21 protein-coding genes and 1 riboswitch are annotated in these 25,060 nt (G+C 67.7%); of the genes, 7 read left to right on the top strand and 14 right to left on the bottom strand.

The features are described 5' to 3' along the window. The first annotated feature begins 48 nt into the window (after nucleotides 1-48). On the top strand, nucleotides 49-189 hold the full coding sequence (locus tag Q8Z05_RS05890; RefSeq protein WP_305942553.1) for a hypothetical protein: 141 nt from the start codon (nucleotides 49-51) through the stop codon (nucleotides 187-189). 116 nt (nucleotides 190-305) lie between these two features. Here Q8Z05_RS05890 and Q8Z05_RS05885 read toward each other — a convergent pair whose 3' ends face one another. The 3 genes from Q8Z05_RS05885 to Q8Z05_RS05875 all read right to left on the bottom strand — a co-directional run bounded on the left by Q8Z05_RS05885 (nucleotide 306) and on the right by Q8Z05_RS05875 (nucleotide 3,372). After that, on the bottom strand, nucleotides 306-644 hold the full coding sequence (locus tag Q8Z05_RS05885) for a hypothetical protein (RefSeq protein WP_305942552.1): 339 nt from the start codon (nucleotides 642-644) through the stop codon (nucleotides 306-308). 183 nt (nucleotides 645-827) lie between these two features. Further along, complete coding sequence (locus tag Q8Z05_RS05880; RefSeq protein WP_305942551.1) at nucleotides 828-2,120, bottom strand: MFS transporter; 1,293 nt, start codon at nucleotides 2,118-2,120, stop codon at nucleotides 828-830. Nucleotides 2,121-2,148: 28 nt separating this feature from the next. Then, complete coding sequence (locus Q8Z05_RS05875; protein WP_305942550.1) at nucleotides 2,149-3,372, bottom strand: M20 metallopeptidase family protein; 1,224 nt, start codon at nucleotides 3,370-3,372, stop codon at nucleotides 2,149-2,151. 140 nt (nucleotides 3,373-3,512) lie between these two features. On the opposite strand from Q8Z05_RS05875, the gene Q8Z05_RS05870 reads away from it, so the two are divergent. Then, nucleotides 3,513-4,544, top strand: coding sequence for an Lrp/AsnC family transcriptional regulator (locus tag Q8Z05_RS05870; RefSeq protein ID WP_305942549.1), 1,032 nt, complete (start codon nucleotides 3,513-3,515; stop codon nucleotides 4,542-4,544). A 185-nt stretch (nucleotides 4,545-4,729) separates the two neighbouring features. Continuing rightward, nucleotides 4,730-6,142 (top strand): MFS transporter, encoded by a 1,413-nt coding sequence (locus tag Q8Z05_RS05865; protein WP_305942548.1) that lies wholly within the window; start codon nucleotides 4,730-4,732, stop codon nucleotides 6,140-6,142. Here Q8Z05_RS05865 and cycA read toward each other — a convergent pair. Both cycA and Q8Z05_RS05855 read right to left on the bottom strand, forming a co-directional pair. Beyond that, nucleotides 6,139-7,656: a D-serine/D-alanine/glycine transporter gene (gene cycA, locus Q8Z05_RS05860; protein WP_305942547.1), complete on the bottom strand. Its 1,518-nt coding sequence runs from the start codon at nucleotides 7,654-7,656 to the stop codon at nucleotides 6,139-6,141. The genes Q8Z05_RS05865 and cycA overlap by 4 nt on opposite strands. 415 nt (nucleotides 7,657-8,071) lie before the next feature. Beyond that, on the bottom strand, nucleotides 8,072-8,239 hold the full coding sequence (locus Q8Z05_RS05855) for a hypothetical protein (protein ID WP_305942546.1): 168 nt from the start codon (nucleotides 8,237-8,239) through the stop codon (nucleotides 8,072-8,074). A gap of 405 nt (nucleotides 8,240-8,644) precedes the next feature. On the opposite strand from Q8Z05_RS05855, the gene Q8Z05_RS05850 reads away from it, so the two are divergent. After that, nucleotides 8,645-10,546: a DEAD/DEAH box helicase gene (locus Q8Z05_RS05850; protein WP_305942545.1), complete on the top strand. Its 1,902-nt coding sequence runs from the start codon at nucleotides 8,645-8,647 to the stop codon at nucleotides 10,544-10,546. Nucleotides 10,547-10,679: 133 nt separating this feature from the next. On the opposite strand, the gene Q8Z05_RS05845 is transcribed toward Q8Z05_RS05850, so the two are convergent. From Q8Z05_RS05845 to pulA, 5 genes are all read right to left on the bottom strand, one after another. After that, the gene (locus tag Q8Z05_RS05845; RefSeq protein ID WP_305942544.1) at nucleotides 10,680-11,330 is read right to left on the bottom strand and encodes an MBL fold metallo-hydrolase; all 651 of its coding nucleotides are present in this window, start codon (nucleotides 11,328-11,330) and stop codon (nucleotides 10,680-10,682) included. Between the two features lie 21 nt (nucleotides 11,331-11,351). Beyond that, on the bottom strand, nucleotides 11,352-12,371 hold the full coding sequence (locus Q8Z05_RS05840; protein ID WP_305942543.1) for an aldo/keto reductase: 1,020 nt from the start codon (nucleotides 12,369-12,371) through the stop codon (nucleotides 11,352-11,354). An 80-nt stretch (nucleotides 12,372-12,451) separates the two neighbouring features. Next, complete coding sequence (locus Q8Z05_RS05835) at nucleotides 12,452-14,653, bottom strand: putative bifunctional diguanylate cyclase/phosphodiesterase (RefSeq protein WP_305942542.1); 2,202 nt, start codon at nucleotides 14,651-14,653, stop codon at nucleotides 12,452-12,454. A 174-nt stretch (nucleotides 14,654-14,827) separates the two neighbouring features. Further along, a complete protein-coding gene (locus Q8Z05_RS05830; RefSeq protein WP_305942541.1) occupies nucleotides 14,828-15,478 on the bottom strand; it encodes a nucleoside/nucleotide kinase family protein in 651 nt (216 codons plus the stop codon). A 21-nt stretch (nucleotides 15,479-15,499) separates the two neighbouring features. Further along, nucleotides 15,500-18,580: a pullulanase-type alpha-1,6-glucosidase gene (gene pulA, locus Q8Z05_RS05825; RefSeq protein ID WP_305942540.1), complete on the bottom strand. Its 3,081-nt coding sequence runs from the start codon at nucleotides 18,578-18,580 to the stop codon at nucleotides 15,500-15,502. Nucleotides 18,581-18,777: 197 nt separating this feature from the next. Here pulA and Q8Z05_RS05820 point away from each other — a divergent pair, with 197 nt between their 5' ends. After that, nucleotides 18,778-19,863 (top strand): LacI family DNA-binding transcriptional regulator, encoded by a 1,086-nt coding sequence (locus Q8Z05_RS05820; protein WP_305942539.1) that lies wholly within the window; start codon nucleotides 18,778-18,780, stop codon nucleotides 19,861-19,863. Here the strand turns inward: Q8Z05_RS05820 and Q8Z05_RS05815 are convergent. Continuing rightward, entirely contained in the window at nucleotides 19,805-20,146 is a 342-nt protein-coding gene (locus Q8Z05_RS05815) for a DMT family transporter (RefSeq protein ID WP_305943494.1), read from the bottom strand. The two genes, Q8Z05_RS05820 and Q8Z05_RS05815, sit on opposite strands and share 59 nt — an antisense overlap. Beyond that, nucleotides 20,146-20,469 carry a DMT family transporter gene (locus Q8Z05_RS05810; RefSeq protein ID WP_305942538.1) on the bottom strand — a complete coding sequence of 108 codons (324 nt, stop codon included), beginning with the start codon at nucleotides 20,467-20,469 and terminating at the stop codon, nucleotides 20,146-20,148. The genes Q8Z05_RS05815 and Q8Z05_RS05810 overlap by 1 nt, the downstream gene beginning before the upstream one ends. Nucleotides 20,470-20,478: 9 nt before the next feature. Next, nucleotides 20,479-20,544: riboswitch (guanidine-III (ykkC-III) riboswitch) on the bottom strand. A gap of 112 nt (nucleotides 20,545-20,656) precedes the next feature. Here Q8Z05_RS05810 and Q8Z05_RS05805 point away from each other — a divergent pair. Continuing rightward, the gene (locus tag Q8Z05_RS05805; RefSeq protein WP_305942537.1) at nucleotides 20,657-21,106 is read left to right on the top strand and encodes a DUF5956 family protein; all 450 of its coding nucleotides are present in this window, start codon (nucleotides 20,657-20,659) and stop codon (nucleotides 21,104-21,106) included. On the opposite strand, the gene Q8Z05_RS05800 is transcribed toward Q8Z05_RS05805, so the two are convergent. Beyond that, complete coding sequence (locus Q8Z05_RS05800) at nucleotides 21,080-22,207, bottom strand: LacI family DNA-binding transcriptional regulator (protein ID WP_305942536.1); 1,128 nt, start codon at nucleotides 22,205-22,207, stop codon at nucleotides 21,080-21,082. The genes Q8Z05_RS05805 and Q8Z05_RS05800 overlap by 27 nt on opposite strands. A 258-nt stretch (nucleotides 22,208-22,465) precedes the next feature. Here Q8Z05_RS05800 and Q8Z05_RS05795 point away from each other — a divergent pair, with 258 nt between their 5' ends. Continuing rightward, nucleotides 22,466-24,436: a glycogen debranching N-terminal domain-containing protein gene (locus Q8Z05_RS05795; protein ID WP_305942535.1), complete on the top strand. Its 1,971-nt coding sequence runs from the start codon at nucleotides 22,466-22,468 to the stop codon at nucleotides 24,434-24,436. Here Q8Z05_RS05795 and Q8Z05_RS05790 read toward each other — a convergent pair. Then, nucleotides 24,429-25,055 (bottom strand): HutD/Ves family protein, encoded by a 627-nt coding sequence (locus tag Q8Z05_RS05790; protein WP_305942534.1) that lies wholly within the window; start codon nucleotides 25,053-25,055, stop codon nucleotides 24,429-24,431. The genes Q8Z05_RS05795 and Q8Z05_RS05790 overlap by 8 nt on opposite strands. Nucleotides 25,056-25,060 lie beyond the last annotated feature (5 nt).

Below are 25,060 nucleotides of genomic sequence, written 5' to 3'. Positions count from 1 at the left end.
CCGGGAAATCATACCGGCCGTGGTCCTTCCCGCGCCTATGCTGAGGGGATGGGAAATGTTGGCCCAGGCGAAGGAGCGGCGCAGGCAGTGGACCTCCGTGCCCTCGCTGTGGCCATCCTTGATATCTCTGCCGACGTCAAGCGGAAGTCCCACCAGGAAACCGGGGTCCGCCCCCTGCCCTGGTCCTGATCAGGATCGACCGGACGACGTTCAGCGGCTCCGGCGCCGACGCCGCTCCCGTCCACCTGGGCTAACCGCCGATAGGGACAAGGGCTGCGCCGCGCCGAAACAACTGGTGGCAGCGACTAGTTGCAGAACTGCCCGAATGTAGCGCCGGCCTTCTGGTAGTCGGCCTGCAGCTGGGCCATCTTTTCCGCGTCGGGCGACTCTTTCGCGTTCTCATCGGCGTAATCCAGGATCGCCTGCACGGCGGGCTTCATCTCATCGGAGGCACCCCCGACGAGCGGGCGGAGCCGGTTGCCCAGGATAATCATCCCGGTCTTGCCGGCGCTGGTGCTGGAGTCCGTCACAACGATCTTGAGCCGGTCGCAGGTTTCCGCTGTGGTCAGCTGTGCCGGTGCGGAGCAGGCGGAAGCGGAGATGATGAGCCCGGCGGCGAGCAGGGCCGTGGTGAGTTTCTTCATGGTTCCCTTGGTAGATGGCTGTCGGTCGATTGTACGCAGGTCCGGCTGGGCATCCGGTGTGCGGGCCGGGCTTGTGACGCTCCAGACGCGACCATAACTAAGGCCGGGCGGCAGTGCCGCCCGGCCTTGGCCGTTCCTCCTCAGTTGGCCCCTCAGGCGGACTATGCCGCCGGCCGGTGACAGCTAGTGCGTCAGGTCCTTGCCCTTGGTCTCAGGGATGGTGAAGACGAACGCGATGCCCACCAGCAGCAGGAGCACGGCGTAGACGTTGAACAGGTTGGCCTGTCCGATGGTGCCCAGCCAGGTCTGCAGGTACGGGGCAGTGCCTCCGAAGGCCGCGACGCAGATGGAGTAGGGGACCCCGACGCCGACGGTGCGGATCTTGGTGGGGAAGAGCTCGGCGTAGACGGCCGGAACGATGGCCGCGCTGGCGGCGATGAAGAACAGCATCACGGACATCGTGACGGCCAGCTGCCAGGGGGAGTCCTTCAGCAGCCAGGTCATGGGGAAGTGGAACAGCGCGGCGCCGGCTGAACCCGCGATCAGGACCGGCTTGCGGCCGATGCGGTCCGACAGTTTGCCCCAGAACGGCAGGGCGGCGATGAAGACGATGTTGGCAATCACCCCGGCCCAGAGGGCTTCGCCGCGGTCCATCTTCAGCGCGGTGGCGGCGTAGCTCGGCGCCACGACGCCCCAGATGTAGTAGCTCACGGTCAGGCCGACGGTCAGTCCGATGACCTGCAGTGCCTGCTTGCGGTGCCGGTAGATCTGCGGCCACATCGGCTCGTGCTTTTCCTTGGGCGTTTCGGCTGCGAAGGCCTCGGTTTCCCTCATCCGTGCCCGCATCACCAGGGCATAGACACCCAGCGCGCCGCCGATCAGGAAGGGGATGCGCCAGCCCCACGCGTTCATGTCGGCCTGGCTCAGGACGTTGGACAGGACGGCCCCGAGCAAGGTTCCGGCCAGGATTCCGGCGGTGCCGGAGGTGTAGATCAGCGTGGCCCAGAAGCCGCGCTTTTCCTTGGGGGCCATCTCGGAGAGGTAGGTCTGCGACGACGGCAGCTCGCCGCCGTGGGCCAGGCCCTGGATCAGGCGGGCCACCAGCAGCATCACGGATGCGAAGGCTCCCACGGCTTCGAAGGTCGGGGCAATGCCGATCAGCAGGCTGCCCAGTGCGGCGAGCCCCACCGCGAACGTCATGGACGTCTTGCGGCCTATCCGGTCACCGATCCAGCCGAATACGAAGCCGCCGAACGGACGGGCCACGAATCCGACGGCGAAGATCGCCAGGGTGGCGAGGAAGGCCGACGTCGGATCCGCCTTGCTGAACAGTGCACTCGCGATGAAGGGCGAGAATGTTGCGTAGATGGCCCAGTCGTACCATTCGACGGCGTTGCCGATGCCGGTGCCGATGAGGGTGCGCAGATGGGATTTGTGGACCTGGACGTCGGCTGGCGTGCCTACGGTGGAAGTCATGTGGCGCTCCAAAGTGGTGGGGGAAGGATCAGTTGCCTGCGGCCGCAAGGGCCGCGATACGGGAGACGGCAAGCTCCGTGTAGAGGGCCGCGCCGTCGGAGAGAACGCCGTCGTCGAACGTGGCGTAGGGGGAATGGTTGAACGGGGTGGACGTGTGGTCCGCCCCCGGGGCGACGGCGCTGAGGCCGATGAAGGTGCCGGGCACCTCCGCCATGACCCGGGAGAAGTCCTCCGAGCCGCTGAGCGGCGTGGCCCAGCGGGTGAGGCGCGAATCGCCAAACAGCTTCTGGATGGCTTTCTCGGCAGTGTGCGTTTCGTCTTCGTCCGTGACACTGAGGGGATACTCGGAGCGGTAGTCGACGTCCACCTCGAGGCCGTGGGCCGCCGCGATGCCCTTGAGCAGGACCGGAATGGCCGTCATCATCCGCTCCCGGGACGCATCGGAGAACGTGCGGATGGTGGCCTCGAAGCGCGCGGATTCAGGGATGACGTTGCGCTTGGTGCCTGCCTGCAGGAGGCCCACTGTGAGGACCACGGGATCGAACATGTTGAACTGCCGCGTGATCATTACCTGCAGCGCCGTCACCATTTCGGCGACCGCCGTCACCGGATCCTTTGCGGAGTGCGGTGCGGAACCGTGGCCGCCTGCTCCCAGGACGGTGACGAAGAGCCCGTCCGAGGCACTCAGGATGACGCCCGGCTTGGTGCAGAACTGGGCATGCGGTTCCAGGGCGGAGAACACGTGCATGGCGTAGGCGGCGTCCACGCGGCGTCCGGCTGCGTCCAGGACGCCTTCGCGGATCATGTGGGAGGCGCCGTCGAAGCCTTCCTCACCCGGCTGGAACATCAGCACAACGTCGCCGGCCAGCTGATCCCGGCGGTCGGCCAGGAGCCGGGCTGCGCCGGCAAGCATGGACGTGTGGAGGTCGTGGCCGCAGGCGTGCATGGCTCCGTCGATCCGCGAGGTGAAGTCGACGCCGGTGCGTTCCTGGACGGGCAGGCCGTCCATGTCCGCGCGGAGCAGGACCGCCGGCCGCTCGGCCGACGCGTGCGGCGCGCCGCCGCGCAAAACCGCAGTGACCGACGTCGTGCTCTCGCCGAGGGTGATCTCGTACGGCAGGCCCTCGAGTTCCCGGATGACCTTTTCCTGGGTCCGGGGGAGGTCCAGGCCGATCTCCGGCTCCCGATGCAGCTCCTGGCGGAACCGGGCAATGTCGCCCTGCAGTTCCCTGGCATCGGCGGTGATCGACATATGTTCTCCTCTTTCCCGAACGATCGGTTTGTGACCTGCAACCCATTCTGGAGTGAGGTGGTTCACAAGCTTGGAAATAGCAGGAAAGAATCATAACTATGCTTGGAGTTGCAGGATTCGTGCATGGAAGGGGCCGCCGCGTGGAAATCAGTGAGGAAGATCTCCAGCTGATCAACGCGCTGCAAATCGCCCCGCGGGTCAGCTGGTCCGATGCTGCCGGAATCCTGGGCGTGCACGCCACCACGCTGGCGGCGCGCTGGGACCGGTTGCGGGCCGCCGGCGCTGCCTGGACCACCGCCCACCTGATCGGCGATCCCAAGCAGATGTGCCTTGCCCTGGTGGACGTGGACTGCGAAATGCGGCAGCGCGCCGGAGTCACCGCCGCGCTCGCGGCCATCCCCGAAGTGGTCACGGTGGAGGAAGCCGCCAGCAACCGTGACCTGATGCTGACAGTCATCACGCCCACCCTTGGCCGTTTCAGTGAATTAGTGGTGCCGCAGTTCAAGGAGATCCCGGGCCTGCTCAAGTATCGGACCGCGCTCTGCACCCGCCTGCATGTGGGCGGCTACGCGTGGCGGCTCAACGTCCTGGACAAGGCGCAGCAGAACGCCCTCAAGGCGCTCGCCGGGCCCGAAGCGTCCGGCTCCGCCCCGCCCGCCGTTCCCGGCGCCCCGCTTCCGCCGAGCCACCTGGACCTTATTCCGTTCCTTGCGCGGGACGGAAGGGCGACGGCGGCGGACATCGCCCGCAGCCTGGGCCGCAGCCCGGCAACTGTCCAGCGGCAGCTCAACAGGGTGTTGTCCAGCCAGATGCTGTCGTTCCGCTGTGAGATCGCGCAGAAGTATTCCGGCTACCCGGTCACCTGCCAGTGGTTCGCCAACGTGCCGCCGGGCCAGCACGAGGCCGCGGCAGCCGAGCTGCGCGGGTTCCGGAACATCCGGCTGGCCGCCTCCACCACCGGGCGGACGAACTTCGTGGTGATCATGTGGCTGCATTCCCTCGCGGACGTGATGAATGCCGAACTGGCACTCCAGCAACGGATCCCCGGAATCGAGCTGGCGGAGAGCGTGGTGGTCCTGAGCTCCGCCAAGAGGGTGGGCTGGATGCTCAACCCCGATTCGACCGCCACCGGAGCCGTGGTTCCGTCGGCAGGGCTGCGGCTGGAGGCCTAGTCGCACACCTTGCGGTCGACGGCGGCCTCGTCGAGCACGTCGAGGTACGGGCGGAAGACCGGCCAGGGCGCCGCCCGCGACTCCAGCAGGCCAGGATGCCGGGTAGCTCGCCCGCACGCACCAAGTCAACGAGGTCAGGTGTTTAATGGCAGGCACCAGCCACCACTACCGATCAGGCCGTCAACGTGCAACGTAGCGCCCCAGCCGCCGCCCCCGAAGCGGCAGGAATCCTGCACCGTCACTACCTGCTGGTGACGTCCGGGGCGTGCGCCCTGGTGTTCCTGGCGGCGTTCGAATCCCTGGCCGTCACCACCATCATGCCGCTGGTCAGCCGCGAACTGGACGGCGCGGACCTGTACGCCCTGGCGTTCGCCGGGCCGCTTGCCACCGGCGTGATCGGGATGGTGGCGGCCGGCAACTGGTCCGACCGCCGCGGACCGGTGGGGCCGCTGTACGCTTCCGTGGCACTGTTTGTGCTCGGGCTTCTGATTGCGGGCACTGCCGGAAGCATGGCGTCCCTGGTGGCGGGGCGGCTGGTGCAGGGCCTGGGCGGCGGAGCCCTGACAGTGGCGCTGTACGTTGTGGTGGCGCGCGTCTATCCGCCCGTGCTGCATCCGAAGATTTTCGCCGCGTTTTCCGCAGCGTGGGTCATTCCGTCCCTGGTGGGACCGTTCGCCGCCGGCATCGTGGCCCAGGCGGCCAGCTGGCACTGGGTGTTCCTCGGCGTGGTGGGGCTGGTGGTTCCGGCGCTCCTGATGGTCGTTCCGGCGTTGCGCGGACTCCGCGCCCCGGCCGGAACAGGCGCCCCGGAGGGAAGTTCGGACCCGGGGCGCTGGTCCTACGCCAGGCTCGCATGGGCCGCCCTCGCGGCGCTGGCCGTCCTGGCGCTGAACCTGTCCGCGCAGGTTCCGGTGGCCGGCGGCATCCTGGCAGCGGCCGCCGTCGTCATGGCCCTGGTTGCGGTGCGCCCGCTGGTGCCGCGCGGCACTCTGCTGGCCCGCCGCGGACTGCCGAGCGTCATCCTGGCGCGCGGTCTGGTCTCGGCGGCGTTTTTCGGAGCGGAGGTTTATCTTCCGTACCTGCTGGTGGAGCGATACTCCTTTTCGCCCACGTTCGCGGGCCTCACCCTCACCGGCGGCGCCCTCGCCTGGGCCGGTGCGTCGGCCGTCCAAGGGCGGATGGGCGCTAAACTCAGCAACCTCCGGGCCATGGTGATCGGATCGGTGATGGTGCTTGCCGCCGTCGTCCTTGCCCTGGTGACCACCGTCCTGGGCTGGCCGGCCGCCGTGGCGATTGCCGGCTGGATTTCCGCCGGCGGCGGCATGGGGCTGATGTATCCGCGCCTGAGCGTGATGACGCTGGCCATGTCCACGCCTGCCACCGAGGGGTTCAACAGCTCGGCCATGTCCATTGCGGATTCCCTGGGCGGAGCGTTGGCGCTGGCCGCCACCGGAATCGTCTTTACTGCGCTAACCACGACGACGACGGCGGGCGGGGTGCCGGGCGGCTCCTTCGCAGGAGTCTTCGCCCTCACGGCCGCCATCGCCGTCGTCGCTGTGGTGGTGGCGCCGCGGGTTGCGGCGCGCAAGGCGTCCTAGCTCAGGGCGCCTGCGCCTGACTTGCCGGCAGCAGCCTTCTGCGCGGCGGCCTGGTCCGAGGCGGACTCAGCCTTCCACTCCTCGATCCGCGCCTGCTGGAGCGGCGTCTTCCGGTTGAAGTGCCAGGCAGCGCCCAGGATCAGGAACCAGAGGGGAGCCACCACCAGGGCGAGGCGCGTGTCCTCAGCCTGGGCCAGGGCAACCAGCATGAACACGAAGAACGCCAGCACCACGTACGGCATGAACGCGCCGCCGGGCATCTTGAAGGCGGACGCTGCGTGCAACTGCGGCCGGCGGCGGCGGAACACAATGTAGCTGACCAGGATCATGGACCAGACGAACATGGTGAGCACCGAGGCAACCGAGGTGACCACGGTGAACGCGCCGATCACGGAGTCGCCGGAGTAGAGCAGCACCAGGCCGGCCAGCAGGAAGATGCAGGAGAACAGCAGGGCGTTCTGCGGGACCTTGCGGATGCTCAGCTTGCCGAACGCCTTCGGAGCGTTGCCGTCCTGCGCCAGGCCGTAGACCATGCGCGAGGTGGAGTAGATGCCGGAGTTGGCGCTGGAAGCTGCGGAGGTGAGGACCACCAGGTTGATGACCACTGCCGCGATGCCCAGGCCGGCCAGGGTGAACATGCCGATGAACGGGCTGCTGGCGGCATCGATGGTCCGCCACGGGTTGACCGCCATGATGACCACCAGGGCGCCCACGTAGAAGAGCAGGACGCGGATCGGGATGGAGTTGATGGCCCGCGGGAGGTTCTTCTCCGGGTCCTTTGTTTCGGCTGCCGCCGTGCCCACCAGTTCAATGCCGGCGAAGGCGAAGATGGCGATCTGGAAGCCGAGGATGAAGCCGAACATGCCGTGCGGGAACATCCCGCCGTCGTTCCAGATGTTGGCGAGGCCGGCCACGGCGCCGTTGGGGGAGGTGAAGTTCGTGGCGATCATCACGATGCCGGTGCCGATCAGTGCCAGGATGGCCACCACCTTGATGATCGCGAACCAGAACTCTGCTTCGCCGAAGGCCTTGACCGTCGGGAGGTTCAGGAGGATCAGCACTACGGGGGTGATGAGCGCGGGGATCCACAGCGGGGTTCCGGGGGCCAGCTTGTCCACGTAGCCGGCAATCGCCACGATGTCTGCCACGCCGGTGACAACCCAGAAGAACCAGTAGGACCAGCCCGTGAAGAATCCCGCCCACGGACCCAGGAGGTCCCCGGCGAAGTCGCTGAAGGACTTGTAGTTCAGGTTGGACAGCAGGAGTTCGCCCATGGCCCGCATCACGAAGAACAGCATGAAGCCGATGATCATGTAGACGAAGATGACGGACGGGCCGGCGAGGGAGATGGTCTTGCCGGAGCCCATGAACAGCCCGGTACCAATGGCACCGCCGATGGCCAGCAGCTGGATGTGGCGGTTGCCCAGCGCCCGGGCAAGGTGCGGTTCCTGGCTGTGGCTGCTGGCGGATTCCGTTGCAGTGTTCCTGGCAGCCGTAGTGGTGCGTTCAGACATCTGTGCTTCTTTCCTTATCTCAGGCGGACTGCGCCGGCGGCCTGCCTCTGCAGGCAGGTGCCGCGCCGCTGTCCGCACGGAGCCGCCACGAATGTGACGGAGGTAACAGTTGGGGGTGGATTAAGACTAGGTCGGTCCGGGGCCTGTCATGCGACGCGCTGCTGTAGGCGCCGCACGGCGGGACGCAGGAAGTTCGACGGCGGGTGGCCCCGTGGCGCCGCTGGCTCCGGGCGGCGGGAAAGGGCATGCCCCGGCGTGGTGCCGGGCTGTGCTGCCATGGCCGGGCCTGCCTTTCGTCGCCTCCCGGGACGGCGGATCGGCCGCGGTCCGTGCCGCTTGCGACTCGACAAACGTCGAGCCTCAGGGCATCAACTGTAGTCCGTTGTTGGACGTCACAAAGGCTGCTGCAGCGTCGCTACCCGGAAGCCTCGGCGTCCTCGGCGGTTTCCGCGGGCTTGGCCGGGGCGCGCTCCGGCAGGCCGCTTTGCGGGAACCCGAGGCTGGCGGCAGGCCGGCCTGCGTGCTCCCTGGCGCCGCGGAGATGGTTGATGACGACGTTGCGTCCGTTGTCTTCGGGTCCCATGGAATGTCCTTTCGGGTAGATCGTCCCGGTGGGGATTCGGAGCAGGACGGGAACCGGATGGGTGGCGCCATATCGCGGGGTGAAGTCCGGCACCATTTTCCGGGCCGAAACGGGACCGCGGGCCGCTAATGCTAGACTGGTGGAACTTGATGTGCAGTGATGCCCACTTTGATTCGGTTCATCAACCGGATCCCCCGAAGGATTTGTCCGGCAGGGAGTGGGTTTTTTTCATGTGAGAGGCACATCCTGCGTCGATGAACGCGTTCTATTTGGTCCCGGCCGCCGCTACCGCAAGGTTTGCGGCAGCCCGGTTGATCACCTGACTTTTCTTCGGCGAACCCCTGGGCCAACCGGCACCGGGGGCCGATATCCGCACGGATACCGCCTGAAAGACCTTTGAAACACATGACTACTTTTGCTGCCCTCGGCACGCCCAAAGAACTTGCCGATACCCTCACCGCACAGGGAATCACCGAGCCGTTCCCCATCCAGGTCAAGACCCTCCCGGACACCCTGGCCGGACGCGACGTCCTGGGCCGCGGCCGCACCGGCTCCGGCAAGACCATCGCCTTCGCCATCCCGCTTGTAGCACGACTCGCTGAGCGGGAAGCCAAGCACTTCCGCAAGCCCGGCCGCCCGATGGGCCTGGTCCTTGCACCGACCCGCGAGCTGGCCACCCAGATCAACGCCACCATCGAGCCGATGGCCAAGGCCATGGGCCTGAACACCACCGTGATCTACGGCGGCATCTCCCAGGCCCGCCAGGAAAAGGCCCTGCGCGCCGGCGTCGACATCGTCATCGCCTGCCCGGGCCGCCTGGAGGACCTGATCCGCCAGCGCATCCTGACCCTCGAGGCTGTTGAGGTCACCGTTCTGGACGAGGCCGACCACATGGCCGACCTCGGCTTCCTGCCGGTGGTCAAGAAGCTCATGGACATGACCCCGAGCCAGGGCCAGCGGCTGCTGTTCTCCGCCACCCTGGACAACGGCGTGGACAAGATCGTCCAGCGTTACCTCTCCAACCCGCTGACCCACTCCGTGGACGATCCGCAGGCCGCGGTGACCACCATGGAACACCACGTGCTCGTCGTCAACGACCAGACCGTCAAGAAGCAGCTGATCGTCGAACTCGCTTCGGGTTCCGGCCGCCGCGTGCTCTTCATGCGCACCAAGCACCACGCCCGCAAGCTGGCCAAGACCCTCACGGACGCCGGCATTCCCGCCGTCGACCTGCACGGCAACCTCTCGCAGAACGCCCGTGACCGCAACCTCGCCGAGTTTTCCTCCGGCGACGTGCGCGTCCTGGTGGCCACCGACGTCGCAGCCCGCGGCGTCCACGTGGACGACGTCGAACTGGTCATCCACGTTGACCCGCCCACGGAGCACAAGGCATACCTGCACCGCTCAGGCCGTACCGCCCGTGCAGGTTCCGACGGCACCGTGGTCACGCTGACCCTTCCGGAGCAGCAGTCCGATGTCAAGAAGCTCATGAAGGCTGCAGGCGTCGAGGTCAACTTCGAGCGCGTCACCGCCAACTCACCGCTGGTTGCCGAACTGGTGGGCGAAATGGCCGACAAGATCGATCCGCGCACCCGCGCCGCCCTGCTCGCGGCCAAGGCTGCACAGCACGGCGGCGGCACCTCCACCGGTGCCAACGCCGAGCGTAAGCGCGCCCGCCGCCAGGCTGCACCCACCGCGGGTGGCCGCGGCGGACGTGGCGGACGCGGACGCGTTGGCGCCGAGGCTCCCCGCACTGATCTTCCCCGCGCCGAGCGCCGGGCCGTGGCCTACGAAGGCCAGGCCGCAGCCCGTAACGCCGCCGAACGCGTGGCGGAGAAGAACCAGGACCGTGCCGATGCAGAGCGCGCCGAGCGCCGCAATGCCCGCGGCCGCGGCCGTGCCACTGCTTACTCGCACCACAACGACGTTCCCGCAGCAGGCGGCCGTGCATCGGCCGGCCGCGGGTCTGACGCACGTGCAACCGACGGCCGTGGCGATGCCCGCGGCGCTGCTACCCGCACCAGTGCACCGCGCAGCGCGTCAGGCCGTGGCGGCGCACCCCGCACCGGCGGCGCAACGGGCGGCCAGCGCAGCGGACGTCCGGCAACGGGCCAGCGCGCCGCGGCCGGCAGCAAGTCCGGCTCGGCCGGCGGCAACGCCGCTGTCTGGTCCTCCAACACCGGCGGCACCTCGGGCGGATCCTACTCCGGCGGCGGCAATGGCCGTTCCGGCGAAGGCCGTCCGGCACGCAGCGGCGGCCCCCGCCGCGCGTCAGCTCCGGCGTCGAACGAACGCCGCAGCCGCTAAAGCTCGCGTTTTCGCTACCAAAAGTAGCGGGCGACACGCAAAATGCCGGTCGCTGCGGGTATATCCGTAGCGACCGGCATTTAGCGCAGCGCAATTCACGAAGCGCAGCGTAAATCACGAAGCGCAGCGAAAGCTACCAGCCGCGGGCGCGCCACTCCCCAAGATGCGGGCGTTCCGCGCCGAGGGTGGTGGGCTTGCCATGGCCCGGGTGCACCACGGTGTCATCGGGGTAGGCGTCGAACAGCCGGTCGCTGACGTCCGTGATCAGCTGGTTGAACCGCTCGGGATCCTGCTGGGTGTTGCCCACGCCTCCCGGGAACAGCGAATCGCCGGAGAAGATGTGCGCGGGACCTTCCGGGTCCTGGTACACCAGAGCCACCGATCCCGGGGTGTGGCCGCGCAGGTGCACGGCGGTCACGTCGAAGCCGTCGAAGTTGCCCACGTCCCCGTGGTCCAGCAGCACATCCACCGGCACGGGCAGTTCCGGGGCGTCCTCCGTCCCGGCCGCCGTCTTCGCTCCGGTGGCTTCCACCAAGCCCGGCAGTGCCCGGACGTGGTCCCAGTGCTGGTGGGTGGTGGCAATCAGCGCAAGCTTCGGCGTCGCGGACGTGTCTGCGGCGGCGTCGGAAAGCAGCCCCTGGATGGCGGCCAGATCATCGGCCGCATCGATCAGGAGTTGCGCACCGGACGCCTTGCTGGTGAGCAGATACACGTTGTTGTCCATCTCGCTGACCGAAATCCGGCGGATGGTGATGTCACGCAGGTCGTGAATGAGGGAATCCATGGACGCCAGTCTACGGAAGCCCTATTCGCGGCCCTGGGACACCCACTTCGGGTCCGCTGAACGGGAGCCGACGACGGCGTCCGCGGCGGCGTCGAGCATGTCCAGTTGTGCAGTGGTGAAGTTCAACGCCAGCGCGCCCAGGTTCTCGTCGATCCGTTCGGCCTTGCGCGTGCCCGGGATGGGGACCACGGGCAGGCCCAGCTTTTTGCCCTGTGCAAACAGCCAGGCCAGCGCCACCTGGGCCGGCGTTGCCGGTTCGCCGGCGACGGTGAGCTCTGCTGCAACGGCCTGGACGGCGGCCACCACTCCCTGGTTGGCGTCCGCTGCGTCAGCGGCGAACCGGGGGATGTTGCGGCGAAAGTCGCCGCTCCCGAGCTTTGAAGCGTCCACTGTGCCGGTGAGGAATCCCCGGCCCAGCGGCGAATAGGGCACAAAACCCACGCCCAGGGCGGCTGCCGCGGGAACAACGTTGCGTTCCACATCGCGGCTCCAGATGGACCATTCGCTCTGGACGGCGGCGATCGGGTGGACGCTGCTGGCCTCCCGCAGTTCCTCGGCGGTCACTTCCGACAGGCCGAGGTGCCGCACCTTGCCTTGCTGCACCAGCGCCGCCATGGCCTCCACGGTTTCCACAATCGGAACGCGGAGGTCGCGGCGGTGCATGTAGTACAGGTCAATGGTGTCGGTGCCCAGGCGGCGGAGGCTGGCGTCCACCGCCTGCCGGATGTAGGCGGCGTCGCCGCGGATGTCCGTGTAGCCGGCCGACGGCGTGCCCACCAGCCCGAACTTTGTGGCCAGCTGCACGTCGGCCCGGCGTTCCTTCAGCAGTTGTGCGATCAGTTCCTCGTTGCTGCCGCCGCCGTAAATGTCTGCGGTGTCGATGAAGGTCACGCCCGCATCAACCGCGTGGTGCAGCGTGCGCAGCGCCTCTCCCTGGTCCACGTCGCCGTAGACCGGGGTGAGGGCCATGCCGCCGAATCCGAGGGGACTGACGTCCAGCCCGTCGCCGAGGCGGACCGATGGTGCGGATGCGGGTGCCATAAGAGTCTCCGTTTCGCTGGTTTACGTATTCCGGGAAGTGCCGTCTTAGCCAGGAACTCCTGCGGCAAAGCCAGTATTCCTCATGAATCGACCGCCGGCTCGAGCGCTGCCGGGCCGGGCTGAAGGCGGGCACCCGACGCCAGGAGCGTTTCGATCGCCTCGGCGGAACCCGGCCGGGCCAGGAAGTAGCCTTGGCCCATCCGGCAGTCCAGGGCACGGAGGAGGTCCAGCTGTCCGGGCTCCTCGACCCCTTCTGCAATCACTTCCAGGGAGAGCATGCGGGCCAGACCCAGGATGCCTTCGAGCATCGCCGCCGATTGCGCCTCGGACGATTGCCGCCCAAGGAACGAACGGTCGATCTTGAGGATGTCCGCCGGCAGCACCGCCAGGGAACTCAGCGAGGAATACCCCGTCCCGAAGTCGTCGATGGCCACACGCACACCGGTTTCCTTCAGGGTTTTGAGGGCGGCGATCCCGCCGTCCGTGCTTCCCGCAAGGGCTGTTTCGGTGACTTCGAGCACCACCTTGTCTGCCTGCGCCGCGGGGTCGGCAAGGATGCGTTTGATGGCGGCCAGGTTCCGGGGGTTGGGTAGCTGGATGGTGGAGAGGTTAATGGCAATCCAGAGCCCTTCGCACTGCGGCAGGGATGTCCGCCAGCTGGCCGCCTGACGGCTCGCGTTGTCCAGCACCCAGCAGCCGACGGCGTCGATGTCGCCTGTCTCTTCGGCGAGCGGAATGAACTCGTCCGGCGCCAGCAGCCCCAGCGTAGGGTGCTCCCAGCGCACCAGCGCTTCCAACCCGAGGATGGCTCCGCTGGTCAGATCGGCAATGGGCTGGTATTCGAGGCGGAGTTGACCGGCGGTCACGGCGGAGGCCAGGTCCCGTTTGAGGGCGGCGCGGTACGTCATATGGTCGTAGCCCTCGGCGTCAAAAAGCTGGAAGCGGGCCTTTCCGCCGTGCTTGGCCAGGTACATCGCGAAGTCCGCCTGCCGCAGCAGCTCGGCAGCGTCTATGGTGTCAGGGCGGCGTTGCGCCGCACCCATGCTGGCTGTGACGGTCAGGCGGTCGTCGCCAACGAAGAACGGAGCGCGCAGTGCCTCGTGGATCCGTTCGGCGATCCCGGCGGTGACCGAGCCGTCGTCGTCGTCCATCACCACAATCGCGAACTCGTCCCCGCCGAGCCGGGCAACCACGTCGTCGGAGCGTACGCAGCCCTTGAGCCGGGCGGCCAGCTGGATGAGCAGCGCATCACCCCGCTCGTGTCCCAGTGAATCGTTGACCTCCTTGAAGTCGTCGATGTCGATGAACAGCAGTCCCTCGTTCCGGTTCCTGCGCGTGCTGCCGGTCCCAAAGGATGCGGTGAGGCGTTCCATCAGGGCCGCCCGGTTTGCCAGACCGGTGAGGGGGTCGTGCGTCGCCCGGTGGGTAAGGGCTTCATGGCTGCTGTGGACAGCGGCGGCCATGCCGTTGAAGGCGTCCGCCAGCTCGCCGAGTTCGTCGCGGCGGAACACCTCGATGCGGTGTTTGTAGTTGCCGGACTGCAGCTTGCGGACACCCTGGTGCAGGCTCCCTACTGGGCGCATGAGGTCCTTGACCATCCTGCGGCGGAAGTACACCGTGGCGCCCACTGCCACCACGAACAGGATGCTGCGCGCGATAACCAGGAACCGTTCGAGTTCGGCGCTGTGCGCGAGTCCGTTGTCCATTTCGGCCAGGGAGTAGCGCCGGATGTCCGCCAGCCGGGTCCGGATTTCTGCGCTGGAGGCGGCCAATGCGGGGGTCTCCTCCACGTGGCTGCCCTGGAGTGAAAGCACCGTGCTGCCCCACAGGCCATGTTCCGTCAAGGCTTCCTGCCAGAACTGCCGGGCGGCGACAATCGTTGCCCGCCCTTCCGTTTCAGCCGGCAGAACGGCGGCCACGTCCTCGAAGAGGCGGGAGATTTCCTCCTGCTGCCGGAGGAACGTGGAGCGGTCCACGGGAGCGTTGGAGAGCAGCTGGTGCCCCAGCTGCTCGTGGCCGTCGAGGGCTGACCGGAGGATCTCTACTTTTTCGAGTTCGAGCTGGAGCCGGCCGGATGTTTCCTGCACCTGGTCCATCAGGCCGCGCACACCCACGATCGTGACCACGGCGCCGATCAACAGTGCGGCGAGCATGAGCAGGAACGCCCTGGACCATTCGCGCCGGAGGCTCCAGGTGCGCCCCGACGCGGCAGGCCCCGTGGTGGAGCCTTCCGGTGGTGTGGCCGCTGTTCCTGAAGCAATGCCCGGCGCTTGCGCATCCATGTGCTGTTGTCCTCTGCGTCCAGGAGCCACGGGGGATCCAGCCACCGGCTGAGACCCGATGATGGTCCGGTGATCCTAGGAGCAGGCTAACAGGGTGCACGGCCTTGGACGGTTTGCCACTGAAATAAGACCAACGGAAACTCCGGTCCGGCCAGCGGTGAACGAACGGGAACCCTAGGACCAAGGGATGATCCGGTCTGCCCCGGGACGGGTGGATTCGATGAGCCGGGCGTTGGCCTCGTCGGAGCCGGCGGCCCATTCCTCGGCGGCCGGCCGGTCCATGCCAAACTCCACATGCCGGTCAACCAGCCGGGCGAGGCGCAGGTCCGGGGGCGTGTCCATGAACCAGACCTCATCCAGCTGCGCCCGGACCTGCTTCCATACGGTGTGGCCGGCCAGGAGGTAGTTCCCTTCGGTGATCACCAGCTGCACCGAGGCCGGAACGGCGATGGAAGCTGCCACGGGCTCGTCGATCTGGCGGCGGAAATCCGGTGCGTAAACCACCGGCTCATCCCGCCGCCTCAGCCGCTGCAACAGCGAGAGGTAGCCGCCGACGTCGAACGTGTCGATTGCCCCTTTGCGCTGCCGCAGCGGCGTGCCGTCGATGATCGCATTGCCCAGGTGGAAGCCGTCCATGGGGATCACGACGGCGGTGCTGCCGCCGAAGACCGCCTGCAGCCCGGCCGCGAAGGTCGACTTCCCCGACCCCGGCGAACCGGTGATGCCGAGCAGCATCCGGTTCCCGGATGCGAGGCGGGCACGCAGGTCCGCCACGGCTGCCGCCACATCGGGATGCCGGAAAGGGACGGGCGGAGAAGTTGCCATGCCCACCAGCCTAAGTCGCCCCTACCTGGCCTGGAACACTGCCGCGGTGCGGGCGGGGACGGTGAAGGTACCGGATGCCGCATCATGGGAGGCCGTCTTGACCACGGAGTCGACGCCGCCGGCCTGGACGGGGTGCAGGGCATACGCTTGGCCCGCCGCTCCGGCCACGGTCTGGCTGGTGGCCTCATCCGAGGCATTGAACACCACCACGAGCCCGCGCAGGTCCGGGTCCACGTCCGGTCCGACGGAGTCGTCAATGCGCATCACCACAACGCCAGGGGTCTGTTCGGGGCCGCCGGCGGGGAAGGACACCTTCTGCTGCACCAGGGCCGCCTCGCCAAGGTGGAACAGCGGTGTGCTCTTGCGGATCTGCAGCAGTTCCGCGGCCCGGCTGCGGGCTTCTGCGATGTCGGTGGAAGCCGGCTTCTGGGCCGGATCTGCCAGCAGCGGGCGCATGTAGCTGTACTTGTCCTCGTTGTCAGCCTTGGGCGGCAGGCCGCGGCCGAAGCCGTTGGTGGCGTCCGTGTGGTCCAGGATGTTGAACCAGTCGCCCGAATCGTAGCTGTTGCGGTCCAGGGACTTGCTGCGCAGTGATTCTCCTCCCGCGTGCCAGAACGAGATTCCCTGCCCGAAGGCGGTGGTGCTCAGCGCGAGGGTCTGCATGCGGGTCCAGTCTGCCATGGCAGTGTCCTGCGGCAGCTTCAGGGCCAGGGCATCGAACAGCGTCTCGTTGTCGTGGGCCTCCACGTAAGTGATGGCCTCCTGCGGATCACTGGTGTACCCGGCGGGGGCGCCGTTGTACGGCACGTCCGAGCCCTTGACTGTAGTACCGGTGCGGTCAACGAAGGAGTAGTCCTTCAGGTTGCCGGTCAGGCCCACCTTCATCAGGTCCTGGGCGAGGAGGAGCGCGGCCTTTTGCTGTTCCGGGGTGCCGTTGGCGGGGGAATCGTTGGGGTCCGTGAACAGGCCGGAAGCGAATCCCTGGACCCGGGGGTCCGGGTCAAAGGGGCCACCGCCGCGGACGGCGTCGCGCAGGCGGTCGTTAAACGTTCCGATGCCGGTCCCGGCCATGTTCGCCTGGGTGGCCTGGACGAACCGTGCGTTGTTGGCCACTTCGCCGAAGTTCCAGCCCTCGCCGTACAGGGTAATGTTTTTGCCGTCCACGCCGTCCCTGGGCACGGTCAGCTCATCGAGTGCGGCCCTGACGTCCAGCATGTTCTGCCGGGAGTGGTGCCCCATGAGGTCAAAACGGAAGCCGTCGAGCTTGTAGGTCCTGGCCAGCGTCACCACGGAGTCGACCATGAGTTTGCCCATCATGGCGTTTTCCGTGGCCGTGTTGGCGCAGCAGGTGGACGTCTCCAGTGATCCGGTGGCGGGATTCAGGCGGTGGTAGTAGCCCGGGACAATGCGGTCGAGGTTGTTGCTCCCGGACTGGCCCGCACTGGACGTGTGGTTGTAGACGACGTCCTGGATCACCCGTGCGCCGGCAGTGTTGAGTGCGGCAACCATTTCACGGAATTCCGTGATCCTGGTGGCTCCTTCCGGATTGGTGGAGTAGGAGCCTTCCGGCGTTGTGTAGTGCAGGGGGTCGTAGCCCCAGTTGAAGCCGTCCCTGGCAGCCGTCTCCGCCACGCATGCCTGCTGCTCTTCTGAATCGGCCGGCAGGGCGGCGAGGTCACAGAGGGGTTCGCGCTGCTCGCTGCGGCGCTCCTCGATGGTGCCGATGTCGTTGACGGGCAGCAGGTGGACCGCGTTCATCCCGGCGTCCGCCAGTTCCCGCAGGCGGTTCATGCCGTTGCTGCCGGTGTCCGTGAACGCCTTGTAGGTGCCGCGGTGCTCGGCGGGAACGGAGCCGTCGGTAATGGAGAAATCGCGGACGTGCAGTTCGTAGAGGGAAAGGTCTTCCGGCTTGCTGAGCGCGGGCTTCTGCAGTTTGGCCCAGCCGGCCGGTGCCAGGGACTTGTCCCCGAGATCCACGAAAAGGCTGCGTTCGGAGTTGGCCGAGAGACCCACGCTGTAGGGGTCCGTGACGAGGTTCCGCTCAACCTTGCCGGTTTCCGGGACGAAGACCTCCACTTCGTACAGGTAGTAGGCGCCGTTCCAGTCCTTGTCCCCGGTGACGGACCATACGCCATCCCCGGCGGGTTCCATGGCTTTGCTGGACACGGGCTCCCCGCCGGAACCGGAGCCGTAGGAGTGGACGGTCACGCTGCGGGCCGTGGGGGCCCACAGGGAGAGTTCCGGGCGCTTGCCCTTCCACGTCAGGCCGAGTTCCTGCTTCGCCGCCCCGGGGTGGAGCGAGTCCAGGACGCCGGGTACCTGGACGCCGGTGGTGGCGGTGACCGCGCCGTCCGCCCCGATGGCGGCTACGAGCAGCTGGCCTTTGAGCAGTTCCCTGGCCCGGAGGGCGGCGTCCGCTTCCGGCAGGCGGAGGGAGGTATAGCCCGCAAGGTGCGGATACTTGGCCGCGAGGCCGGCTTCCAGGCCCTGGGCAACGGGCTCCAGCGGGAGGGCGGAACCCCCGGTGACCTCTCCGTCAGCAACTGCCAGTCCGCCGTCGGGGGCGCTAAAGAGCCGGTACGTGGTGCCTGCGGCTGCTGAGACCTGCCAGGCGATGGTGTCTGCCGTCAGCCAGTGCGCGCCCGCCTCGGCTCCCAGCGCATCCGGAACGTTGTCAGTGAGGGTGTGGCTGGCGTGGTCGTAGGTGAACGTCACGGGTCCGCCCGGCGCATTGAGCACCAGGTCGCCGCCGCCGGCCACACCGCCGGCGCCGTAGTTCTCGTCCCAGGAATTGTTGAGGGCAACCTTCATGCCGTACGTGCCGGCGGGGACATCGAAGGTGGCCTTGAAGAGGGTTGCAGAGCCCTCCACCGGCAGCAGCCTGCTGGCGGGGCACTCGGGCTGCCAGTCTCCGGGGCAGCCGATTTCGGACTGCAGCGATCCGACGAGTGCCACAGTCCCCGGCGAGGCGGTGTGGTCCGCAAAGGCGGGGAGGGCGAGGCCGCCGAGGGCCAGGGGCGTGACGCAGGCGGCCGCCAGGGCAGCCAGCAGTTTCCGGTTGAGGGCGGGCGGGGACCCGGGCAAGTGGGAGTGGCGAATCATGGGAGACCTTCCTTGGCAATGCCCCAGAACGGCATCAGCGGTGAGCGGGGATAGTGACGAGCCTAGGGACCCGTTATGACGCACGTCAACAGTTTGCTGAAAATTTTGCGTTCTGTTTTCACGTAAGACGTCGTGCAATTTACGTACACTGGAAACACACCATGACTTCCGGACGGCCGTTCCGGTGAAGGAGCGCTATGAGCACGACAGCGGGCCGGGCAGATCACGCCGCCCCGGACAGGCCGAAGCTGGAGGACCTCGCCCGGAAGGTCGGCGTCAGCATCGCCACCGTGTCCCGCGTGGTCAACGGACGGAAAGGCGTTTCGCGGGAGGTGCGGCAGGCGGTCCTCGCCGCGATGGACGACCTTGGCTACGAGCGGCCGGACCGTGCACGCAGCACCGTCCGCGGCCAGGTGGGCATCATCGTCCCGGACCTGACCAATCCGATTTTTCCGGCCATCGCGCAGAGCATGGTTTCGCTGCTGTCGCAGGAGGATTTCATCCCGATCCTCTGTGCCCTGCCGGGTGGTGGCCGCTCCGAGGACGAGTACATCGAGATGCTTGTGGCCCAGGAGGCCTCCGGCATTATTTTCATCTGCAGTTCACACGCGGACGGTCAGGCAAGCCTGGAGCGCTACCACCGGCTGCTCGGCCGCGGCATCCCGTTCGTCCTGGTCAACGGCGCCCGCCCGGAGCTGGCGGCCGCTTCCGTATCCAACGACGATGCGGCGGCAGTCAGCACGGCAGTGCAGCACCTTGCCAGCCTGGGCCACCGGAAGGTCGGACTGGCGATCGGCCCGCACCGCTTCATTCCCAGCCGGCAGAAACTGGCCGGGTTCCGCTCGGCACTGGCCGAGTACCTTGGCGCCGAGGATCCGGAACCGCATACCGCCACCAGCATGTTCACGGTGGAAGGCGGGCAGAGCGCGGCCAACGAACTCCTCGACTCCGGCCACACGGCCATTGTGTGCGCCTCCGACGTCATGGCCCTCGGTGCCATCCGGGCGGCCCAGACCAGGGGATTGCGCGTGCCCGAGGACGTGTCCATCGTCGGCTTCGATGACTCACCGCTGATGGCCCTCACCAATCCGCCGCTCACTACGCTGCGGCAACCGGTCGCCGCCATCGCGCATGCGGCAGTCCATGCCCTGGCTGCCGAAATTGCCGGCGAACATTCCAGCCGCTCGCCGGTGGTCCTGGCGTCCGATCTTGTGGTGCGCGGCTCTACCGGTCCTGCGGCAGCAGCTTCAGTCCCGCCGCACAGCCCACGATCCCGGCGATGAACAGCAGCTTCAGCGGACTGGCGGGTTCCACCCCGGTGGCCATGGCCCAGCCCACAGTCAGGGCGGCGCCGATGCCCACCCACACGGCGTAGGCGGTCCCCAGGGGAATGGTCTTCACGGCGATCCCCAGTCCCACCATGCTCAGCGTGGCCGTGACGGCAAAGACGGCGGTGGGCAGCGCCTCGGAGAAGCCGTCGGACAGTCCCAGGGCGGTGGCCCAGACGGCCTCGAGGACGGCGGACGCAAGCAGGATCAGCCAGGCTGCGGCGGATTTCCCCAACATCACGCCACCACCTTCAAGCCCACCACGCACGCGGCGATGCCGGCGAGCAGCAGCAGCCGCGCCGCCGTCGCGCGTTCCACCTTGGTGACCATCGCGTAGGCGGAGGTCAGGACCACGCCCACACCCACCCACACCGCGTAGGCGGTGCCCGTGGGGATGGATTGCATCGCGACGGCGAGGCCGCCGGTACTGGCGATGACGGAAACCAGGAAGAGCGCCGCCGGCATGATGCGACGGCGGCCCTTGGCCTGGGATGTCCGGTGCAGCGCGGCGGCCCAGACGGCCTCGAGCGCTCCGGAAAGAATGAGGATTAACCACGACATGACAGATCCTTTGGCCAGTCTTGTCGCGTGCCGGGTACTGAACCGTCGTCCGGAGGTTCCAGAGGGGAACCTTGATTCCAAGCGTAGCAACGCACGACGGCGGGAGGCCACCGTTGGTGGCTAAGGTCACCGGTGCGGTTTCCCGCGTCGGTTTACGGATTTCCGCCGGCGATGAAGAATGTCCGGTATGAACCTGGACCCTTGGGCATCGCCGGAAGTTGCCACAGCACCCGCCGGCTGGATCCTTGCCACCGAGAACGGGTGGGGCGCGCTTGTCGTGTGGGCGGCAGGCCGCGGCAACTTTGTCCGGGTCCCTGCTGCTGGACACAATCGCCATGGCACCGCCGTCTATCGTTCCCCGGACGGAAGTGAACGACGTGCCCCGTTCCTGTTGACGGAGGCCGACCTGGCGTCGATTGACGACGACATCGATACCTACCTTGCCGATGCCGGACTCCCGCCCAGGCCGAGGGGCTATGACTGGTTCATCCGTCCCCCGGTGAATGCGGAGGGAGAGGACGCCTTCTGGAGCGCCGTCTGGGCCGGGACCACAGGCGATATACCCCATGATGAACTGCACCCGTCAACGATGAAGGGCCCCGCGAAGGAGCTACTGGCCAGGATGTATCTTGGCTGAAGCCCCGCGGGGCCGTGCCGCCAGGGGCAGCGGAATCCGTTCCACCACCTGAGGTTCCAGGAGGAGCTGCTTTTCGGGCGCGGCTGCGGTCCCGGCCGCCGCGGCCCCGGGAGGGGACTCGCCCGGGTAACCTGCCAGGACGTGCGCGAGCACCCGGACGATGTGCCGCGCTGCGTCCTCCACCGGCTGGGCCACGCTGGAAAGTCCCAGCGCGGCAGCCACCGGCGTGTTGTCGAAGCCCACCACCGCCACCGGCCGCTCCGGCTGGCCGGGCAGGACAGGGCCGAACTGTGATTCGCGGATTTCCCCCAGGGCCCCCAGGGCAAGCGAGTCGCTGGAACAGACCACGGCCGTGGCTCCCCGTGAAACGAGCAGGGCCGCGCCGGCCGCTCCGCCGGCAACGGTGTCCTCCACTTCCACGCAGAGGAAACCCGTGTCGGCGCCATATCCCGACGAGCCCATGGCGCGCTCCCAGCCGCGGCGGCGGTCCGCGCCTACCGGATCGCCCGTGTACCAGCCCACGAAGCCGATCCTCGAGTGGCCTTGTGCCAGCAGCATCCTTGCCGCCGCTTCCGTTCCGGCCGCCCCGTCCACGTCCACCCAGGGATGCGCTGCCACAGCCGGGTGCCCGGCCGCACCCCAGGGCCGGCCGAAAACTGCGAAGGGCGTGCCGCGCTCCGTCAGCCAGCGGGTCCGCGGGTCGTCGGGAGTGCTGGAAGTCAGGATGAAACCGTCCAGCCCCGCGACGTCGAGAAGCTGTCCGTAGTGGAGGATTTCGTCGTCGTCCGAGTCGGCGCAGAAGAGCGTGAGGCGGTATCCGGCCGCCTGGGCGGCTTCCGTCAGCGCGTGCAGGAAGCGGTCAAGGACGGCGCCGTTGATGCCGTCCGTGGCGGGGAGCAGCCGCATGCCCAGGTTCATGGACCGTTGCGTGCGCAATTGGCGGGCGGCGGCACTGGGCCGGTAGCCGGCAGCCGTGATGGCGGCCTGGACGCGCTCGCGGGTGGCGGGCCTGACCTTGTGCGGAGCGTTCAGCACGTTGGAAATGGTCTGCCGTGATACGCCAAGGTCGCTGGCCAGGCTGGCGAGGGTGGGCCGGGACAAACGGGGCTCCTTGGCGTGCGGGTCGGCAGGGTGGGCAGGGTCAGGGTGGGCAGCGGGCAGGGGTGCAGGGCGGGTGCGCAACCAGCCGCTGGCGGTCCGGACGGCAGGGCCAAGCCGGACTTTTCCTTCCTACCGTAACGTGTGAGACGATTTAACCGCGCAAATTTGATCGATCAAATCTGTGCGCCAAGGTTCTCGCCCGGTAAAGCGGACGCCAGCCTCCGCACCCAAAGCCAGCAGCACAGGAGTTGTTTCACCGTGGCCTCTGAACAGCCATACCTGCACAATCTTTCCGGCGTTTTCAGCGCTCCCATCCAGGCGTGGTCCGACGCGCACGGGCAGATCCGCCACACCGGCGCGCAGGGGATTTACTGCGGCGACGACCGCGTGCTCGACACTGCCGTCCTCACCGTGGACGGGCGGGAGCCTGAATGGGTGTCCACCCAGCTGCGTTCCTCCAAGGAAACCGACTACATCTACTTCGTCCGTGCGGACGCCGAAGTGGCGGACCCCCTGCTCTCCCTGGTGCGCACGCGCTCGGCCCACTCGGGCCGCATCCGCCCCGGACAGGACACCGAGTTCCTCACCGGGTGCACCGGCAGGGTGGCTGAGGACCTGCGCCTCGAGTCAGCCATGCGGGAGCCGGTCACGCTGACGGTCCGGATGACCCTTCGGGCGGACAACACCACCATGGAAGACGTCAAGCAGGGCGTGCGCGGCGCGGCCCCGGTCGAGCCGCAGGGGCCCGCCTGGTCCTGGCGGGACAAGGACACCGCCCTGGCGCTGACGGCGGACAACGCGACCGTCAGCTTCAACGGCAGCACGGTGGCCGTCGAATGGGCCGTGGAGGTGTTTCCGGGGGAGCCCGTGCACCTGGCCTGGTCCGTGGATTTGACCGATGCGGACTCGCCGATGCTCGCGGCGGACGGTGAGCCCATCGCCGTCCCGGCGTCGAACGATCCCCGGCTCAGCAGGCTCCTGGAGAGGTCCGTCAGCGACCTCAACAGCCTCCGCCTTGCCCACTACTCGCATCCGCACGACACGTTTCTTGCCGCCGGCGCCCCGTGGTTCTTCACCATGTTCGGCCGCGATTCGATCATTGCGGCCCGCATGCTGCTGCCCATCAACACGGCCATCGCGGGCGGAACGCTCCGCGCGCTGGCCGGCCGGCAGGGCACCGAGACGGACCACACCACCGCCGTCCAGCCCGGCAAGATCCTGCACGAGGTCCGCCGGACCGTCCTGACCATGGCCGAGAGCGGCCACGCGCTGCGCCTGCCGCCGGTGTACTACGGGACCATTGACGCCACCCCGCTGTGGATCTGCCTTCTGCACGATGCCTGGAAGGCCGGGATGCCGGACGCGGAAGTTGAGGAACTGCTGCCCAACCTCCAGGACGCCCTCGAATGGCTCAGGGACCACGGCGACCTGGACGGGGACGGCTTCCTGGAGTACCTCGATGCCTCGGGCCAAGGCCTGGTGAACCAGGGCTGGAAAGACTCCGGCGACGCCATCCGCTGGCATGACGGCTCACTGGCGAAGGGACCCATTGCGCTCGCCGAAGTCCAGGCCTACGCCTACGAAGCAGCGGTGGTGGGCGCGGAGATCCTGGATGCCTTCGGACGTCCGGGTGCCCAGGAGTGGCGCGACTACGCGGCAGGCATGGCCGAACGCTTCCGCGCGCAGTTCTGGTGCGAGGACGAGCTCGGGCCGTATCCGGCGCTTGCCTTGGATGCCGACAAGCGCCCGGTGGACGGTGTGACCTCCAACATGGGGCACCTGCTCGGCACCGGAATCCTCAACGAGGACGAGCAGCGGATCGTCGTCAATCGCGTCATGGATCCCACCATGTTCTCCGGCTACGGCATCCGGACCCTGTCCACCACCAACGGCGGCTACTGGCCCACCCGCTACCACGCCGGCGCCGTCTGGAGCCATGACACGGCCCTGATCATTAGCGGAATGCTGGCGGACGGCTTCCCGGAGGAAGCGGCGCAGCTCGCGGCCGGGCTGCTGAATGTGGCCGAGGCCAACGACTGGCGGCTGCCGGAGCTTTTCGGCGGGCATGGTGCGGACACGATGCGCACCCCCGTTCCGTTCCCGGCGAGCTGCCGTCCACAGGCGTGGGCTTCCGCGAGCTCGGTGGTGATCGCTGCGGCTCTCACCCCGGCGGGGCCGGCACAGGAGGAGCTCCTGCAGGCATCCGCCGCCAGTGGGGTCCTTAGGTGACCCTGTCGATCGACACGACGGCCAGGAAGCCCCGGCCCAGGATTTCCGGCGTGCCGGAATCGGAACCGACGACGGCGTCATAGCGGCCCAGCGTCTCCGGCTCGCCGGGCGCGGGGGCTGCTTCGGCTGCTTCGCCGTCGCCGGATGAGTCCCCGCCGGCGTTGCCCGGGCTGACGGTGGCTTGCCCCTGCAGCAGGATGCCGAACTGGCCCGCGAAGACGGGATGCGCGCGCTTCTTCGAGAGTTCGATGATGGACGTGTAACCCTTGAACGCACCGTTTCGCGTGATCACGTTCAGGTCGCGGATATCGCCCGTGGGCAGCGCGCCGGCTGCGTCCGCATCACCGGAGAACCGGAAGGGCCGGTACTTCTCCAGCGGGTGCTCGGCGCCGTCCACGGTCAGCAGCAGCAGTTCGCCCTCCACCACGGTGAGCACCCGGTCCATGCCGGGAAACGCTGAGAACTGCCCGGCTTTGGACACCTCGGCGATGCTCACCCGCCAGTCCCACGCGCCGTCCTGGGAGGAGGCAGCTTTCGGATGGCTGGCCAGTTCGCGGGTGACCCCGCCCTTGTTGCGCCACGGTTCGGCCGTGAGCTCGGCATAGCGGATGATCTCCATCCGCC

The organism is Arthrobacter oryzae, from assembly GCF_030718995.1.
In the GTDB taxonomy this organism is placed as follows: Bacteria; Actinomycetota; Actinomycetes; order Actinomycetales; family Micrococcaceae; genus Arthrobacter; species Arthrobacter oryzae_C.
This window is presented reverse-complemented; position numbering and strand designations above follow the sequence as displayed.